A 15,297-nucleotide genomic window follows, 5' to 3' on the forward strand; every position below is an offset into this window, starting at 1 on the left:
TAACGCTTTTATGCGGGAATCTGTACCTTTTAACTAAATTGCACGCTTAAATCAGGCCACATTTTACACATGAAAGTAAGCGGTTTTACCTTTGTCCGGAATGCTATCAGGTACGACTACCCTGTGGTGGAAGCCATTAAATCCATACTCCCGATCTGCGACGAGGTGGTGGTAGCCGTTGGTAATTCTGAAGATGACACGCTGGGCCTGATCCGGAGTATAGATTCCCCAAAAATACGCATTGTTGAAACTGTCTGGGATGATTCGTTGCGCGAGGGTGGACGTGTGCTGGCTGAGGAAACCAACAAAGCTTTTGCCGCCATCTCGCCAGACGCTGACTGGGCATTTTACATACAGGGTGATGAAGTGGTGCACGAGCAGTACCTCCCAGCTATAAAAAAGGCGATGGAGCAGTATAAGAATGATGCGAAAGTAGATGGCCTGCTGTTCAACTATAAGCACTTCTATGGTTCGTACGACTTTGTTGGCGAATCGACGCGCTGGTACCGCCGGGAGGTAAGGATAGCGCGAAATCGGAAAGACATTTTTTCTTACCACGATGCGCAGGGCTTTAGGAAGGGAGAAAATGTGAAACTTAATGTAAAGCTGATCGACGCTTTTGTGTACCACTATGGTTGGGTAAAAGATCCGCGTGCCATGCAGGACAAACAAAAAAGCTTTAACCGCCTGTACCACACGGACGAATGGGTTGAGAAGAACATTGCCACTGCCGATGAGTTTGATTATTCGGGTGTGGATGCGCTTGGACTTTTTAAAGGTACGCACCCGGCTGTAATGCAGGGCCGCATAAACAGGATCAACTGGAAATTTGATTACGACCTGAGTTACCGCCGTTTCAGCCTGAAAGATAGGATCAGGTTATTTGTAGAAAGTATATCTGGGTACAGACTTTGGGAGTATCGTAACTATAAAATCATATAAGCTCATATAAACTCACCTCCCTTAGCATCATTCTGCTTAAAAATTTGCTACTCCATGCTAAACAATTAATTGCACTAATGGTATATACTACAGTAAATACCACGACATGCATAACACTATTACAAAATATAACTACTTTAAACGGCTTACGCTTACCTCGCTTACAGCATCGCTACTACTTTTGCAGGCATGCGATAAATTCGAATACAGCCCTTATGAGATCAGGCTTCGCGACAATGAGCGTGAGCTAAACCAGAAAAATATCAACCGTATTCTGGAGCAGAATATAGCCGAAGACGCAACTATAACTTTTGCTTTAATTTCTGATACACAGGGATATTACAAGGATACGGAAACAATTGTGACCCACCTTAACAACCTGGATGGGGTACAGTTTGTACTGCACAATGGCGATATTACAGACTTTGGTTTGCTAAAGGAATTCCGGCTGATAAACGAGCGGCTGGGCAAACTTAATGCTCCGTTAGTAACGGTCATAGGCAACCACGATGCGGTAAGTAACGGCATGCAACTATACAAAGAAATGTATGGCCCTTATAACTTCAGTTTTGTGGCTGGGCATTCTAAATTTATCTTTATCAACACGAATTACTGGGAATTTAATGGTGCCGCGCTCGATCTTAACTGGTTGGAAAGCGAACTATCTGACAGAGATGCTTACAAGCAGGTCTTTGTATTGTCGCATATTCCGCCTACCAGTCCGGCTTTTGGCGAAGCAAATGCAGCCCGCTATCGCGAACTAATGAACAAATATAAGGTGAGTATGAGCATACACGGTCATAACCATAGTTTTGAAACGTACCAACTGGAAGATGGCGGAACAAAATACATGAATGTTGGCGAAGCAGACGACCAGGAATTTATTCTGATGCGCGTGAACAATGAAAATGTTTCGTTCGAACGCATCTCAACTAAAGGCGAATCCTGATGAAGCAGTGTGTGCTTTGGTTAGCTGTTTTTATGCTGGCCACAAATGCCTTTGCCCAGGAGCAACCAGCGGACTCACTTACAAAAGAAAAGCCCTGGTATGCACCTGATGCGGCAGTTCTGCAGTTTGCCGGCAACATGGGCATGTTTGCCATAGGTCCTGGATACGAATTTGCCAATGACCGACTGGCAGCAGATCTACTTTATGGTTTTGTACCTAAGTTTGACTCCGATGAAACAGAACATCTGCTAACCCTGAAAGCGATCTATAAGCCCTGGAAAATAGAGCGGCGCCGTGCTTTTGAAGTAATTCCTTTTCAGATAGGGTTGGGGCTGAGCTATTATTTTAATGACAAATATCCGCTTACCTGGGACGATAAGTATCCTAAGAACTATTACTGGTGGTCGCCGAAGATACGGTTGCTGGGCTTTGCAGGAGCAGCTGTTACCAAAGATCTGCAAAACAGTAGCGTTAAAAAAATAGGTCTTTACAGCGAGCTCGGAACATATGACCTGGTTGCTACGTCCTGGTTTAAGGATGAGAGCTTAAGTGTAGGGGATATCCTGAACATTTCCATCGGTGCACGTGTAACTTTTTAAACTATAGAGTATGCAGCCTGCAGGTAAATATATTGTTATAGTTGGTGTTATTATATTTGTGGTCGGGTTACTGGTCTGGTTTGCCGGCGATAAACTGAACTGGTTTGGCAACCTGCCCGGCGATGTAAAAGTGGAAAAGAAAAACGTGCGTGTCTATTTCCCCATCACCACTATGTTGCTGCTGAGCGCCCTGCTTTCGTTGTTGTTATGGGTTTTCCGGAAGTTCTTCTAAACTATAGCTGTTTTCAGGTTTAACTATAGTTTCCTATCTTGGCAGGGCAAAATGAGCCTACATGTTTCCAAAGTTTAAACTGCACAAAGACATTATTGCCATTCTGGTCATGCTGTTTGTCTTTCTGCTACTTTGGCTAAACTTTTAACCTGCTATGTTTTTCCTGTTATCCAAGCTGCTGCAACTTTTCCTGATGCCAATTCTGTGGGTGTTGCTGTTCCTTTTCCTGGCCCTGTTCCTGAGAAACGCTAAGTACAAGCGCGGCTTTTTAGTAGCAGCGTTGGCAATTCTCACTGTTTTATCAAACCCATTTTTAGAGAACGAAGCCTGGCGCGCATGGGAAGTAAGAGCCACCCCGGTTAAAGATTTGGGGCAATATGATGTAGCCATTATACTCACAGGCGTAACCGGCTACCGCGAAGACCTGCCAGACCGGATACACACGAACAAAGGAGCAGATCGCTTTTTACATCCCTTGCAACTATACCGTTTAGGTAAAATTGAGCATTTCCTGATTTCGGGGGGGGATGGACGCGTAACCGGAATAGCTGTGCCCGAAGCTGAGCAGCTCGAAAAAATATTGCTGATGGCCGGCGTGGCCGAAGAAGATATCACTACCGAAAGCAATAGCCGCAACACGCATGAAAATGCGGTGAATACAGCAAAGGTACTGGCCAACCATCCTGAATGGAAAAAGCGTTTGCTGGTGACTTCCGCGTTTCATATGCGCCGCTCCGAAGCCTGCTTTAAAAAAGCTGGTGTAGCAGTTGATGTATATAGCACAGACTTTTATTCGGCTCCAAGGTATCTGACTCCCGACGAAACTATAGTTCCCAATGCAGGCTCGTTCAGTAACTGGCACCTGCTTATCCACGAAATTACCGGATATGTCGTTTACAAGCTGATGGGATATCTTTAAGTTTAGGAGTTAGAGAGTTTAGGAGTTTAAGAATTAGAAAATTAGAAAGTTGGAGGGACAAAATGCTTTGCAACTTTTTGTCCGAACTGAGATTAATGTAGATTTAATAGAATCTCAGAACCACGTTTCTGCCGCAAGTTTAGCTTTCGCGTAACTTGTGGTTGTGAATGGCAGCAAGTTTTCAACTTGCTTTGCTTTGAAAAAGCAAGATTAGCGATGGCCGTGCAACTATAGTTTGGTCTAAACTGAGCTACCGAAAATCTGTGATCCGTAACTTTCATATAAAGTTGGATTTGTAATCCAACGGGACCAGAGGCCCAACTATAGTTAGTTACGAGCGAGGACGCTCGTGCCATGGTAATTATTACAACTATAGATCTTTCTAACTATAGATTTCAGCTACCTGTCTTTTCCTGCTCGCTCAGGAAGCCAGTTACAAACTGGCACCAAGCAAAAACCACAAGTTACGCTAAAGCTAAACATGCGGTATGTTTATCATTCTTACTATCAAACTCTATAACTTATTAACTTATTAACTTCCTAACTTCCCAAACTCTCTAACTCTCTAACTCTTAAACTCTTAAACTCCCAAACTTCCTAGTCTCCCTGAATATTTGTAGGTGAGGCGCCAACCCAGATACTTTTCTGGTTTACAAATTCGCGAATCCCTACATAAGACAATTCGCGGCCGTAACCGGATTTTTTAATACCACCGAACGGCATTTCAGGCGAGGAGGCAACCATCGCGTTTACAAACACAGCACCTGAGTCTACCTGGCGAGCTACTTTTAAGCCGCGTTCGTGGTCTTTGGTCCACACGGAGCCGGCTAAACCGAAGCGGGAATCGTTGGCAATTCGGATAGCGTCGTCTTCGTCTTTGGCAACTATAAACGCGGCTACGGGGCCAAACATTTCTTCGTCGTAAGCAGGCATGCCGGGCTTTACATTGGTCAGGATCATGGGTTTAAAGTACGCGCTGTCTTTTCCTTCGCGTCCGCCATCCAATATAACTTTCGCTCCTTTTTCTATTGATTTTTTGACCTGTTCCTGCAATTCTTCGGCAAGATCCGGGCGTGCCATCGGGCCATAGTCACAATCATCTTTTAAAGGATCACCGGTTTTAAGAGTAGCCATTTTCTGCTTCATTTTTTCTAAAAAAGCATCAGCTATAGTTTCTGCAACTATAAAACGCTTGGCGGCAATACAGCTTTGGCCGGTATTCACCATCCTCGATTTCATAGCGTTCTCAGCAGCCAGTTCCATGTCCGCATCAGCCAAAACTATAAACGGGTCGCTGCCGCCCAACTCTAAAACCGTTTTTTTGATCTCCTTGCCTGCTGTGGCCGCTACGTTTGCGCCAGCAGCTTCGCTGCCCGTTAAGGTTACTGCTTTTACAGCCGGGTGTTGTATCACAGCGTCCACTTCTTTAGAGCCAATCAGCAAGGTATAAAATACCTCTTCGGGGAAGCCGGCTTTGCGAATTATCTCCTCAATAGCCAGCGCGCATTGCGGCACGTTGGAAGCATGTTTCAATAATCCGGTATTGCCAGCCATTAGCGCAGGAGCCAGGAAACGGAATACTTGCCAGAACGGAAAATTCCAGGGCATAACGGCCAGGATAACGCCCAGCGGCTCATACGCGATCAGGCTTTTTTCTGCTTTGGTTTCTACCTCTTCGTCCTTTAAAAAGTCTTCTGCATTTTCAGCGTAATACCGGCAAGCAAGGGCACATTTTTTTACTTCCGAGATGCCATCTTTCAAAGGTTTTCCCATTTCCAGGGTAATGATGCGGCCGTATTTTTCTGCGTCATTTTCCAGTATGTCGGCGCACTTTTGCATCAGTTTGGCGCGTTCAGCAAAAGTTGTTTTCCGCCAGCTTTTAAAAGCTTTATCAGCAGCTTCTATTTTCTGGGTGACTTCCTCAGAAGTGTGGGGTTCAAATGTTTTTACCACCTCATTGGTGGCCGGATTCATAGTTTGGATGGCCATAGTATCGTGTTAGTATCAAAAGTAAATATACGCAACGCCTGCCTTGCAGACCATAAACTATAGGGGATTAAACTATAGTTTGTAACAGCGCAGCATGCAAGCAGGCAGGTGTTTTTTTATGAATAGTTTATTTTTAAGCCAAGCCTGACGTAGCTTTACATATAGTAACCGGAAACAATGAAGCTTGTTACTGCTTTATAACATACATGCATTTATAGTTTATGGAAAAGACATATTACGACCCGGCCGATCTGAAAAAGTTTGGCGATATAACAAAACTTCAGCCTGAAATGGGCAACAAGTTCTTCGATTATTATGGCGAGGTGTTTAAAGAAGGCGCCCTCACTGCCCGTGAAAAAGCATTGATCGCCCTGGCCGTGTCGCATGCAGTGCAGTGCCCGTATTGCATTGATGCCTATACTTCGGATTGTTTGCAGAAAGGTGCGGATGAGAATCAGATGATGGAAGCAGTGCACGTAGCAGCAGCTATAAAAGGCGGCGCAGCGCTGGTGCACGGCGTGCAGATGATGAACAAGATCAAAGAACTTACCATGTAATTTATGGCGCTTTCCGCTACATCGCTTCACAGACAGAAACACGAATTATCAGAACCCGCTTACCAGCTTACGGTGCTGCAACAGGGTGCGCAGTTCCCGGAGTTTGCTGCGCAGCTACAGCAGCATAACCTGTACCCGCTAAAACCAACCGGCGCTACGATACTGCAGGTAAATGTGGGCAAAATGTGCAACCAGACCTGCCGGCATTGCCACGTCGATGCCGGCCCGGACCGCAAGGAGATCATGACCCGTGAGACGATGCAGCTTTGCCTGGATGCGCTGGTGAAATCACCTGACATTACAACTATAGATTTAACAGGCGGAGCACCGGAAATGAACCCGGATTTCAGGTGGTTTGTAGAAGAACTTTCGAAGCTGGGGAAGCAGATCGTCGTGCGCTGCAACCTGACCATTATCCTGGCTAATAAGAAGTACCACGACATGCCGCTTTTCTTTAAAGAACATAAGGTGCAGGTGGTGTCGTCGTTGCCTTACTTTGCTGCCAGCCGCACCGATGCCCAGCGTGGCGATGGTGTGTTTGACAAGTCGATAAAAGCACTGCAATTGCTGAATGAGGTAGGGTATGGCAAAGCTGGTTCCGGTCTGCAACTCGATCTGGTTTACAATCCATCGGGCGCCTTTTTACCGGCCGCTCAACAGTCTCTGGAAGCTGAATTTAAACGAAGACTGAAGTCTGGTTTTGATATCGATTTCAACAACCTTTTCTGCATCACCAACCTGCCCATAAGCCGCTACCTGGAGTACCTGATGCAAAGCGGCAACTATGAAAGCTATATGGAAAAGCTGGTGGATGCTTTTAATCCGGCTGCCGCGGCCAGTGTGATGTGCCGAAACACCATCTCGGTTGGCTGGGACGGGTATTTATACGATTGCGACTTCAACCAAATGCTCGAGTTGCACGTTAGCCCAACTGCCCCGCAACACATCCGCGATTTTAGCCTGGCAGCCCTTAACAAACGTGATATTATCCTGAATCAGCATTGTTATGGTTGCACAGCCGGAGCCGGCTCTAGTTGCGGTGGGCAAACCGTTGCTTAACCTAAAGTTGCTACATGCCTAAACGAATACTCTTTTTACTTGTATTTATAGTTGCAGCCATCGTTTTTACAGACCTGGGCAAGCACTATACGTATAGTTTGCTTACCAATATCGTCTCCAATCAGGCTGTTCCCAGCATCGATCCGGAAGATCTTAATGCCTCTGAAGAACCATACATTTTGCTGGATGTGCGAACGCCGGAGGAATACCAGGTAAGCCATTTAAAAGGGGCTAAAGCCATAAACTATAATACCTTTCAGGTGGATGATCTGGCCGATATCCCGAAGGATGCGCGGGTCATCGTTTACTGTTCTGTCGGGGTGCGAAGTTCAAAGGCAGGATTGCAGTTATTGGAAGCTGGCTATAAAGATGTTCACAACCTGCGTGGCGGGCTATTTAGCTGGGTAAACATGGGTTATCCTGTTTTTGATGCCAACGGGCAGACCAATCGTATACATGCATATTCCCGCTTCTGGAGTTACTGGTTAACGGAAGGAGAGAAAGTGTATGGATCCTAATCGACTATTATTACTGTTTGTGCGTGCTCCCGAGCTGGGCAAGGTAAAGACGCGCCTGGCCGAGGCTGTTGGCCCCGAAGTTGCGCTCGGAATTTACATTCACCTGTTGCAGCATACCCGCCAGGTAACTGAAAAACTGCAAACTGATAAAGCTGTTTATTTTGCGGATGCTATTGTTGATGATGAACTATGGCCCAAGGCAATTTACCAGCATCATTTGCAAACACAGGGAGATCTTGGCCAGAAAATGCAGGCTGCTTTTGAAGATGCTTTCGCCGCTGGCTATAGTTCGGTCGTAATCATCGGGAGCGATTGCAAACAACTGACACCGGAAATTATTGAACAGGCTTTTGAGGCGTTAAAGACGCATGAAGTTGTGATCGGTCCGGCGCTGGATGGCGGTTATTATTTGCTGGGCATGAACAGACTATACGCAGAGCTTTTCCAGAACAAAACCTGGAGCACTTCCACTGTTTTTGATGAGACCTTGTACGATGTGGAGCGGCTCCACTTATCGCACAAACTATTGCCCGAGCTCTCGGATGTAGACCACGTGGAGGATGTGGATTTCGACTGGCTGGCAGATTCCTGAACTATAGATTCGCACTTTCATACCCGTAAACATCCGGGCGGAACTGTACTTTCCCATCCTGATCTACCCAACTGGTCTGGTAAATAATATACAGCGGCATCGGCCTCCTGATTCTCAGGTACAGGTTCCGGTCCCATTTGGCCAGCAATTCCTTCGCTTTCTTTTCCGGTTGATCTGACCGTTGTTGCAGTAAATATAATGCCAGCTCGTAGGGTTTTTCCAGCCTGATACAGCCATGACTGAAATCGCGTTGCTGGTAGTTGAACAGCTCTTTTCGCGGCGTGTCGTGCATGTACTGATTTACCTTGCTGTTGTACAGAAACTTAAGCTCTCCTAACTCATTTTGCTTACCCGGCAGCTGTACGATCTGATAGTTAAAATTAGCTGCATTCACCTTGTGCCAGTTTACCTGCCAGGGATTTATCTGTTGCCCATCCAGGTACACGCGCATGTTGCGTTTGTACAGGTAATTCGGGTTGCGGCGCAGGATAGGCACGATCTCGTTCAGGGAAATAGAGCGCGGCAGGTTCCAGTTCGGGTTTACCACAATGCTTAGCAGTTCTGTGTTGTTCAGGTAGGTGGGCGAACTTTTCTTGCCAACGATAGCGCGCATCTGCAGCAGCACTTTGCTACTATCGGCCAGGTATAGTTTATAATCCGGTATGTTAATGAAAACAGCTGGATATTCGATGCCGGCACAAGTTGTTTGCCAGCGTTGGAGGTTTGCCTGTAGCAATTTCAGCTTTTGAGACGGCGGCACATTTATAGCCGCCACTGTTTGCGGACCAATCCGCCCATCCGGTTTAATGCCGTGGCGTTTCTGAAAATTTATAGTTGCCGCCACCAGCAATGAATCATATACTGATGTAGAATCCAGGTGCTCCGAAGAAAGATCTTTGGTTAGTAGTAAATTATGTTGCAGTTTGGGTACCACCACATTTGTGTCGCCGGGGCTCAGACGCAGGTCCGGCGGCAAAGTATTCCACTCGTTTACGGTAGCAATACAGGTGTATAGTTCAATGGCCTGTTGCATCAGTTCTGCCTGTCGCTTGGGATTAAGCCATGCCGGTTCGGCAAGCTGCGCCGCACTTCGGAAAGGGAGCAAAAACAATAGCACCGCTGCAAGCCAATAAAACATGATTGAAACTGAGAATCTGTATTTTTGTCTACGCGGTTACGCTACTATAGTATAGTTTTGCCCTGAGAACATTTTGCTTTTAAGACGGTTTTAATCAAAGTATAGGTACAAGCGTCCTATTTCAACCCAATAGCTACATGCGCCTTTTTAAACTACTCGTTTTCAGTTTCATGCTGCTAGGCTTAGCGGCCTGCTCCAAGCCTGATACAACAGCGCAGGAAGCTGAAAACGAAGAATACGTAACTATAAAACCGTACTTTAATACCGATTGGGCGATGGATAAACTATGGGACGATGGCCTGGCTGAAGTTGCAGTTTATGATGCGGAGCGCGTGGTGTATGGTAACAAGCGTAGTTTCGACCTCACGATCATCACCGTAAAAGAAGATTTTAACAAAGAATACAACGTTAAAACTGACGACTATAAACGGGACGACCTTTTCCCGGTGATGAAAGTCAACCAGTTCTGCAGCATCCAGACAGATAGTTATCCTTACCATTACCTGACTTCGGTGTTTATCAGACGAGAACAACCATGGTATTTGCATAAGCTTACCACCTCGTCGCAGGAGTGGTGCGGAAATACGTTTAAGGCCATAACCAGAGAACGAAACTTTAACCTGTACTATAACTCGTATTTTGATGGGCAGGGTGAGGGAAACTGGCAGTTACCAAATACACTTTTGTTTGAAGATCAGTTACCTTATAGTTTGCGGGCACTGAAGTTTCAGGATGGATTAACGTTTAAAGCCGATATTGCCGAAACACAACAAACAAATAAAGCTACACAACCGAAAGAGTATAAAGCTATTGTCTCAACTATAAAATCAGAAATAAATAACAAAGCAGCCTGGCAGGTTAACGTACAGCTGGCACCGGGGAAAGTAAATACGTACTGGTTTGCTACTGAGTATCCGAACATATTACTTCGGCAGCAAACCTGGGATGGCCGTACACTGGAACTGAAAAAAATAAGCCGCTACGCCTATTGGGAGGGCAATTAAAATAAGAACATGGCATCAACTATAGCTAAAAGCACAATCAATTTTTTAAACGAACTGAGCCGTAACAACACCCGCGAATGGTTCGCCGAAAACAAGCCGCGGTACGAAGCAGCACGAAAAGATTTCCTGGGTTTCCTGGATGAGATGCTGAAAGAGATGACGCATTTTGAGCCCGTAGCCAACGCACAAACCGGAAAGGACCTGGTGTTTAGAATCTATCGGGATGTGCGGTTTTCGAACGATAAACGACCTTATAAAGATCATTTTGGGGCGTACGTGGCAGATGGTGGGCGCAAATCAATACTTCCGGGCTACTACCTGCACCTGGCTGGCAATAACAATTCGTTCCTGGCCGGTGGACTCTGGATGCCACCTGCCAGTTACTTAAAAGCGGTGCGCCAGGAAATTGACTATAGCCTGGATGAATTGAAAGGAATAGTGGAGACACCGGCGTTTAAAAAGAAGTTTGGTGAACTACAGGGCGAGCAACTGAAAACCACCCCAAAAGGCTACGACAAAGAGAATCCGGCCATCGAATACCTGCGCTTTAAAAGCTGGAATGCCGTAATGCCGCTATCTGATAAAATAGTGTTGGGTAACGATTTTATGGATGTGGTACTGGATGGATTTAAAAGTCTGAAACCATTCAACGATTTCCTGGCTGCGCCTTTAAAAGAGATAGGAGAAGACTAGGCTATTTCAGGTTTACGTGATGGCGGTGCTGGCGGTAGAGGTAAATCTCTACTACTAGCCAAAGCAACACTATCGTGTATTCCAGTATAATCAGGGCGGTATCTTCGGAGTACGTGCTGGTGCGATAAGCGCTGTAGCTTAAGATGGCTAACCCCGACCAAACGATAGCAAACCTGAAATTACTGGCCGCAGTAAGCGCAACCAGGGTGGTGATGTACCACGGATGTACCGTTGTGGCAAGCAGCAAGTAAATAGTAAGCGCAGCAGCCATGTAGCCGGTAAGCCTTTTCACGGAGCCCAGTTTCTTAACTGCCGCCATCGACATAACTATAGCAAAAGTAGCCAGCAAAAGGAATGGGCCGATCACGGCGATCTGGTTATAGCCTGTTATTTGTATACCAACCCATCGCAGCAGATAATACACACTTGCGTTAAACTCAAACTTTCGGAAGTAGAGGTTCAGGCTGCTGGCGAAATGCTCTATAACATCTAGGTTTATCAGCGGCAAACAAACTACTAAAAGTGTAAGCCCGACAGCCGTTAAAAAGTATACAAATTGCCTGGTTCCCAGCTTACGCCACATAAACGGCAGAAATAAAAGGGGCAGTAACTTAACCCCGACCGCAAGACCGAAAGCGCAGCCAGCCCATACCACACGCTGGTAAAAAAGCTGGTACAGGCCAAGCAGCACAAAAAAGATCATCAATGCTTCGAAGTGCAGGTTGCCAGTCAGTTCCAGAATTACGAGTGGGTTCAGGGCATACAATAATACATAGCCATCCGGCAAACCCATTTTGCGCAACAATCGCAACAGCAGGAAAATATTCAGCACCTCCGCGATCAGGATCGCAACCCGAATAACAACAACGCTGCCGGTAATACTTTCAGGAGAGAGCTTTGCTGACAACCAGAAAACAGCCTGCGCGACTGGTGGATAGATACTATAATATTCAGGTGAGTTGAGTTGCCGGAAAAGCACGTCGTTAATGCCGGAAACTATAGTCGCGCCTTCCTGCATAAAATAGCTCGGCAAGTATAAGTAAGGGTTTACACCTGCCGCCAGCAGCCTTCCATCCCACACAAACCGGAAATAATCATCTGATAGCAGTGGAGTGGCCAGCAATAAGATCACCCTGAAAACGATGGCAGCACCTATGGCATGCCACACAGGTAAACGCTGGTTTACCACATACACATACCCTAGAAAGCAGGCAGCAAACAACCATACCAACTGTGCGAAATCTTCACGGGGCGTAGCATACCCAAGCGCAGCATACACGACCGCCGAAACGCACAGTATACTATAAGCCGCTATAGTTCGCTTTTGTAGGGTCATGCTTTTTTATGATGTGCCAAGGTATAAAAAAACACCAATCCGAAGCCAGTTGCCAGCATAAAATGGAAAGGCAGCAAACCATAGTCTTTCAGGTGCAGACCAAGCCAGATCGCCCAGGCAAAATACAGCGCCAGCAAACCTTCGAGCCATGTAACTATACTTATGCCGGGCAGTGTGTAAAGCTTCTTTTTCCAATTGTCCTGCGGCTGTACCAGATTGTATTTCGGAGTCCGGATAAAAGGTGTTTTGTGCCCCATATACCCTTCCAGCACAGCCACACTGTTGTGCAACGACATCCCCATCGACATGGTCAGGAACAGTAGAAAATCAGGTATAAAACGGAGGCCGGCTTTGCCAGTTTGCCGGCTTGCAGAAACCCAGTAAAAAAGGACAAGCGCCAGCAGGCTAACTATGAAAAGTGTACCCAACTGGAACAACCACTGCAATTGCGGATTATGTTCTTTAATAAGCAGCACCGGAACAGAAAGAATGGCAGTAAGCAACACGCAAATAAAGACACTGCTGTTTAGTAGATGGAAAAATGCATGCAGCCTGGCTTGTACCGGCTTTGGAGAAAGCAGCACGTTGGATAGATGTTTACGGGCTGTTTCGGCAGCGCCTTTGGTCCAACGGTATTGCTGCGACTTAAGCCCGTTCATTTCGGCTGGCAACTCTGCCGGAGACACTGTTTGCTCCTGGTACACAAATTTCCAGCCTTTCAGCTGTGCCCGGTAGCTCAGGTCCAGGTCTTCGGTTAAGGTGTCGGCTTGCCAGCCACCTGCATCAACTATACAGGCTTTGCGCCACACACCGGCCGTGCCATTAAAGTTTATAAAGTAGTTGCCGTTGCTGCGGCCTTGCTGCTCCACCGTAAAATGTGCATCCAGCCCGAAGGCCTGCAATCGGGTAAGCATGGAGTAATTTCTGTTCAGATGTCCCCAACGGGTTTGCACTACACCAATCTCCGGGCTTGTAAAAGCAACTATAGTTCGCTTAAGAAAATCAGGGGAAGGCACAAAATCAGCATCAAAAATAGCGATGAACTCACCGGTTGCAGATTGGAGGCCATGTTGCAAGGCACCCGCTTTAAAGCCCGTGCGGTTGCTTCGTCTTACATGTTCTATCGCTAAGCCTTGTTGCCGCAGCAGCTTTACTTTTTCAGAAATTATAATAGAGGTGTCATCGGTCGAGTCATCCAGAAGTTGTATCTGTAGGTTTGCTTTGGGATAATCAAAAGCGGCAACGGCATCTATCAACCGCGAAACAACATAGCGCTCATTGTAAACGGGCAATTGCACCGTTACAGCTGACCATTCCTGTGGAGCTATAGTTGGAGTTTGTTTTGGAGAACGGTAAAGGTACAACCAGGTAAGATGCAGCTGCACCAGGCTATAACAGAATATAAAGGCCAGGCAAAGACTATAAATCACTATTACTATAGTTGCTACCAGCGTCATCTGTTATGCGATTACATGTACCTAAATATCGTGAAAATAATCTTATAGCCGGCCAGCACCGTGCCTTTTATAGTTCCGGATACTTTAGAAACTCCGATTCGCTTACGATACGAAACAGGAACTTCAGCGTACCGGACATGCTGTTTAGCTGCTTTGGCTTGCATTTCTACAGTCCAGCCATAGGTGCGGTCCTGCATATTCAAGGCTAGTAGTGTGTCGAGTTTTATTGCCCGGAAAGGACCCAGATCAGTGTAAGTCACGCCATAAAGCAAGTGCAACAGTTTTGTAGCCAGCCAATTGCCAAACAATTGCTGCGGCAGCAACGAACCGGCTTCCCTTTTACCCAGCACACGCGTCCCGATTACCATTTCGGCGTGCCCGTCAACTATAGGTTTTAAAAGTACATCCATCTCGTGCGGGAAATCCGAGAAATCACCATCCAGGAAAACAATTACATCCGGGCGCGACGCCGCTGGTTTTGCTGAAGCGTGGGCAATTCCTTTCAGGCAGGCATGTCCGTAACCAGGTTTTGGTTCGTGCAAAACGGTAGCTCCGGCCAGGCTGGCGGTTTCAGCGGTGCTGTCGCTGGAGTTGTTGTTTACTACGATCACGTCATCTACAAACGCAGGTATGGCAGCAACTACTTTACCAATAGAAAGCTCCTCGTTATAAGCCGGGATGATGACGTTTACGCGTAACATAGTTCAGGTTGAACTGCAAAGATGCCCATTTATAGTTAAGGATGCCAAAAACCAGTTTACCTTTACCATTATTGAAGAAATACTATATGTTGGCAACCTTTACTGCAGAAGATTGTTTAAGTAGGCAAGTAATTAACACCATATGAGCGAAAAAATAAATGTTGGAGATAAGGCTCCGGATTTTGAATTGATCAAACCGGATGGCAGCACATTCAGGCTACAAAATCAGCTGAAAGAAACCAACGTAGTGCTGTACTTTTACCCGAAAGACAACACACCCGGCTGTACCAAACAAGCCTGTGAGTTCCGCGACCAGTACGAAGTATTTAAAGAGCACGAAGCTGAAGTGGTAGGCATTAGTGCCGACAGTTCCGACTCGCATGATGAGTTTGAACGAAGCCATCGCCTGCCATTCGTGCTGCTGAGTGATACAGGCAACAAGGTGCGTAATCTGTTTGGTGTGCCGCGTAAGTTTGGCATTATTCCCGGCCGTGTTACCTATGTAATAGATAAGGACGGTATAGTTCGTTATATCTTTAACTCGATGACTAAGCCGCTGGAGCACGTTAAGAATGCCCTGGAAGTGCTTAAAAACATAGAAAAGAAATAAAT

17 protein-coding genes are annotated in these 15,297 nt (G+C 46.3%); 12 read left to right on the forward strand and 5 right to left on the reverse strand.

All coding sequences use genetic code 11. From position 1 onward, the window contains the following. Positions 1 to 69: 69 nt before the first annotated feature. The 5 genes from KYK27_RS12650 to KYK27_RS12670 all read left to right on the forward strand — a co-directional run bounded on the left by KYK27_RS12650 (position 70) and on the right by KYK27_RS12670 (position 3,641). Positions 70 to 942 (forward strand): glycosyltransferase family 2 protein, encoded by an 873-nt coding sequence (locus KYK27_RS12650; RefSeq protein WP_199110413.1) that lies wholly within the window; start codon positions 70 to 72, stop codon positions 940 to 942. A 106-nt stretch (positions 943 to 1,048) separates the two neighbouring features. Further along, complete coding sequence (locus tag KYK27_RS12655) at positions 1,049 to 1,891, forward strand: metallophosphoesterase family protein (protein ID WP_199110414.1); 843 nt, start codon at positions 1,049 to 1,051, stop codon at positions 1,889 to 1,891. Then, positions 1,891 to 2,490: a hypothetical protein gene (locus KYK27_RS12660; RefSeq protein ID WP_199110415.1), complete on the forward strand. Its 600-nt coding sequence runs from the start codon at positions 1,891 to 1,893 to the stop codon at positions 2,488 to 2,490. Before KYK27_RS12655 ends, KYK27_RS12660 begins: the two co-directional genes overlap by 1 nt. Positions 2,491 to 2,500: 10 nt before the next feature. Continuing rightward, positions 2,501 to 2,722 carry a DUF2905 domain-containing protein gene (locus KYK27_RS12665; RefSeq protein ID WP_199110416.1) on the forward strand — a complete coding sequence of 74 codons (222 nt, stop codon included), beginning with the start codon at positions 2,501 to 2,503 and terminating at the stop codon, positions 2,720 to 2,722. Between the two features lie 154 nt (positions 2,723 to 2,876). Continuing rightward, on the forward strand, positions 2,877 to 3,641 hold the full coding sequence (locus KYK27_RS12670) for a YdcF family protein (RefSeq protein ID WP_199110417.1): 765 nt from the start codon (positions 2,877 to 2,879) through the stop codon (positions 3,639 to 3,641). A gap of 597 nt (positions 3,642 to 4,238) precedes the next feature. On the opposite strand, the gene KYK27_RS12675 is transcribed toward KYK27_RS12670, so the two are convergent. Beyond that, the gene (locus tag KYK27_RS12675; protein WP_199110418.1) at positions 4,239 to 5,630 is read right to left on the reverse strand and encodes an NAD-dependent succinate-semialdehyde dehydrogenase; all 1,392 of its coding nucleotides are present in this window, start codon (positions 5,628 to 5,630) and stop codon (positions 4,239 to 4,241) included. Between the two features lie 221 nt (positions 5,631 to 5,851). Between KYK27_RS12675 and KYK27_RS12680 the strand changes: the two genes are divergently transcribed. The 4 genes from KYK27_RS12680 to KYK27_RS12695 are packed head-to-tail and all read left to right on the forward strand — an operon-like array spanning position 5,852 to position 8,356. After that, on the forward strand, positions 5,852 to 6,187 hold the full coding sequence (locus KYK27_RS12680; RefSeq protein WP_199110419.1) for an arsenosugar biosynthesis-associated peroxidase-like protein: 336 nt from the start codon (positions 5,852 to 5,854) through the stop codon (positions 6,185 to 6,187). Positions 6,188 to 6,190: 3 nt separating this feature from the next. Continuing rightward, positions 6,191 to 7,246 (forward strand): arsenosugar biosynthesis radical SAM (seleno)protein ArsS, encoded by a 1,056-nt coding sequence (gene arsS / locus KYK27_RS12685; RefSeq protein ID WP_199110420.1) that lies wholly within the window; start codon positions 6,191 to 6,193, stop codon positions 7,244 to 7,246. A gap of 14 nt (positions 7,247 to 7,260) precedes the next feature. Next, complete coding sequence (locus KYK27_RS12690) at positions 7,261 to 7,764, forward strand: rhodanese-like domain-containing protein (protein WP_199110421.1); 504 nt, start codon at positions 7,261 to 7,263, stop codon at positions 7,762 to 7,764. Continuing rightward, positions 7,754 to 8,356, forward strand: a complete 603-nt coding sequence (locus KYK27_RS12695; protein ID WP_199110422.1) for a TIGR04282 family arsenosugar biosynthesis glycosyltransferase — start codon at positions 7,754 to 7,756, stop codon at positions 8,354 to 8,356. The genes KYK27_RS12690 and KYK27_RS12695 overlap by 11 nt, the downstream gene beginning before the upstream one ends. Position 8,357: 1 nt before the next feature. Here KYK27_RS12695 and KYK27_RS12700 read toward each other — a convergent pair whose 3' ends face one another. Then, positions 8,358 to 9,494, reverse strand: coding sequence for a murein L,D-transpeptidase (locus tag KYK27_RS12700; protein ID WP_199110423.1), 1,137 nt, complete (start codon positions 9,492 to 9,494; stop codon positions 8,358 to 8,360). A 137-nt stretch (positions 9,495 to 9,631) separates the two neighbouring features. Between KYK27_RS12700 and KYK27_RS12705 the strand changes: the two genes are divergently transcribed. Both KYK27_RS12705 and KYK27_RS12710 read left to right on the forward strand, forming a co-directional pair. Beyond that, the gene (locus tag KYK27_RS12705) at positions 9,632 to 10,498 is read left to right on the forward strand and encodes a hypothetical protein (RefSeq protein WP_199110424.1); all 867 of its coding nucleotides are present in this window, start codon (positions 9,632 to 9,634) and stop codon (positions 10,496 to 10,498) included. A gap of 9 nt (positions 10,499 to 10,507) precedes the next feature. Continuing rightward, the gene (locus tag KYK27_RS12710) at positions 10,508 to 11,191 is read left to right on the forward strand and encodes a DUF2461 domain-containing protein (protein WP_199110425.1); all 684 of its coding nucleotides are present in this window, start codon (positions 10,508 to 10,510) and stop codon (positions 11,189 to 11,191) included. Between the two features lies 1 nt (position 11,192). Here the strand turns inward: KYK27_RS12710 and mptB are convergent, their stop codons facing one another. Genes mptB through KYK27_RS12725 form a run of 3 tightly spaced genes read right to left on the reverse strand, consistent with a single transcriptional unit; the run spans position 11,193 to position 14,685 of the window. Next, positions 11,193 to 12,527 (reverse strand): polyprenol phosphomannose-dependent alpha 1,6 mannosyltransferase MptB, encoded by a 1,335-nt coding sequence (mptB, locus tag KYK27_RS12715; RefSeq protein ID WP_199110426.1) that lies wholly within the window; start codon positions 12,525 to 12,527, stop codon positions 11,193 to 11,195. After that, positions 12,524 to 13,984: a cellulose synthase family protein gene (locus tag KYK27_RS12720; RefSeq protein WP_199110427.1), complete on the reverse strand. Its 1,461-nt coding sequence runs from the start codon at positions 13,982 to 13,984 to the stop codon at positions 12,524 to 12,526. The genes mptB and KYK27_RS12720 overlap by 4 nt, the downstream gene beginning before the upstream one ends. A gap of 11 nt (positions 13,985 to 13,995) precedes the next feature. Then, positions 13,996 to 14,685: a glycosyltransferase family 2 protein gene (locus KYK27_RS12725; protein ID WP_199110428.1), complete on the reverse strand. Its 690-nt coding sequence runs from the start codon at positions 14,683 to 14,685 to the stop codon at positions 13,996 to 13,998. A 142-nt stretch (positions 14,686 to 14,827) separates the two neighbouring features. Between KYK27_RS12725 and KYK27_RS12730 the strand changes: the two genes are divergently transcribed. Further along, a complete protein-coding gene (locus KYK27_RS12730; protein ID WP_199110429.1) occupies positions 14,828 to 15,295 on the forward strand; it encodes a peroxiredoxin in 468 nt (155 codons plus the stop codon). Positions 15,296 to 15,297: the final 2 nt, after the last annotated feature.

It is taken from the genome of Pontibacter populi (assembly GCF_019336435.1).
GTDB classification, from domain to species: domain Bacteria; phylum Bacteroidota; class Bacteroidia; order Cytophagales; family Hymenobacteraceae; genus Pontibacter; species Pontibacter humidus.

Excerpts from the sequence above, each read along its gene's own strand:
- KYK27_RS12650 (WP_199110413.1), top strand. The coding sequence starts at position 70 with ATGAAAGTAAGCGGTTTTACCTTTGTCCGGAATGCTATCAGGTACGAC.
- KYK27_RS12655 (WP_199110414.1), top strand. The coding sequence starts at position 1,049 with ATGCATAACACTATTACAAAATATAACTACTTTAAACGGCTTACGCTT.
- KYK27_RS12660 (WP_199110415.1), top strand. The coding sequence starts at position 1,891 with ATGAAGCAGTGTGTGCTTTGGTTAGCTGTTTTTATGCTGGCCACAAAT.
- KYK27_RS12665 (WP_199110416.1), top strand. The coding sequence starts at position 2,501 with ATGCAGCCTGCAGGTAAATATATTGTTATAGTTGGTGTTATTATATTT.
- KYK27_RS12670 (WP_199110417.1), top strand. The coding sequence starts at position 2,877 with ATGTTTTTCCTGTTATCCAAGCTGCTGCAACTTTTCCTGATGCCAATT.
- KYK27_RS12675 (WP_199110418.1), bottom strand. The coding sequence starts at position 5,630 with ATGGCCATCCAAACTATGAATCCGGCCACCAATGAGGTGGTAAAAACA.
- KYK27_RS12680 (WP_199110419.1), top strand. The coding sequence starts at position 5,852 with ATGGAAAAGACATATTACGACCCGGCCGATCTGAAAAAGTTTGGCGAT.
- arsS (WP_199110420.1), top strand. The coding sequence starts at position 6,191 with ATGGCGCTTTCCGCTACATCGCTTCACAGACAGAAACACGAATTATCA.
- KYK27_RS12690 (WP_199110421.1), top strand. The coding sequence starts at position 7,261 with ATGCCTAAACGAATACTCTTTTTACTTGTATTTATAGTTGCAGCCATC.
- KYK27_RS12695 (WP_199110422.1), top strand. The coding sequence starts at position 7,754 with ATGGATCCTAATCGACTATTATTACTGTTTGTGCGTGCTCCCGAGCTG.
- KYK27_RS12700 (WP_199110423.1), bottom strand. The coding sequence starts at position 9,494 with ATGTTTTATTGGCTTGCAGCGGTGCTATTGTTTTTGCTCCCTTTCCGA.
- KYK27_RS12705 (WP_199110424.1), top strand. The coding sequence starts at position 9,632 with ATGCGCCTTTTTAAACTACTCGTTTTCAGTTTCATGCTGCTAGGCTTA.
- KYK27_RS12710 (WP_199110425.1), top strand. The coding sequence starts at position 10,508 with ATGGCATCAACTATAGCTAAAAGCACAATCAATTTTTTAAACGAACTG.
- mptB (WP_199110426.1), bottom strand. The coding sequence starts at position 12,527 with ATGACCCTACAAAAGCGAACTATAGCGGCTTATAGTATACTGTGCGTT.
- KYK27_RS12720 (WP_199110427.1), bottom strand. The coding sequence starts at position 13,984 with ATGACGCTGGTAGCAACTATAGTAATAGTGATTTATAGTCTTTGCCTG.
- KYK27_RS12725 (WP_199110428.1), bottom strand. The coding sequence starts at position 14,685 with ATGTTACGCGTAAACGTCATCATCCCGGCTTATAACGAGGAGCTTTCT.
- KYK27_RS12730 (WP_199110429.1), top strand. The coding sequence starts at position 14,828 with ATGAGCGAAAAAATAAATGTTGGAGATAAGGCTCCGGATTTTGAATTG.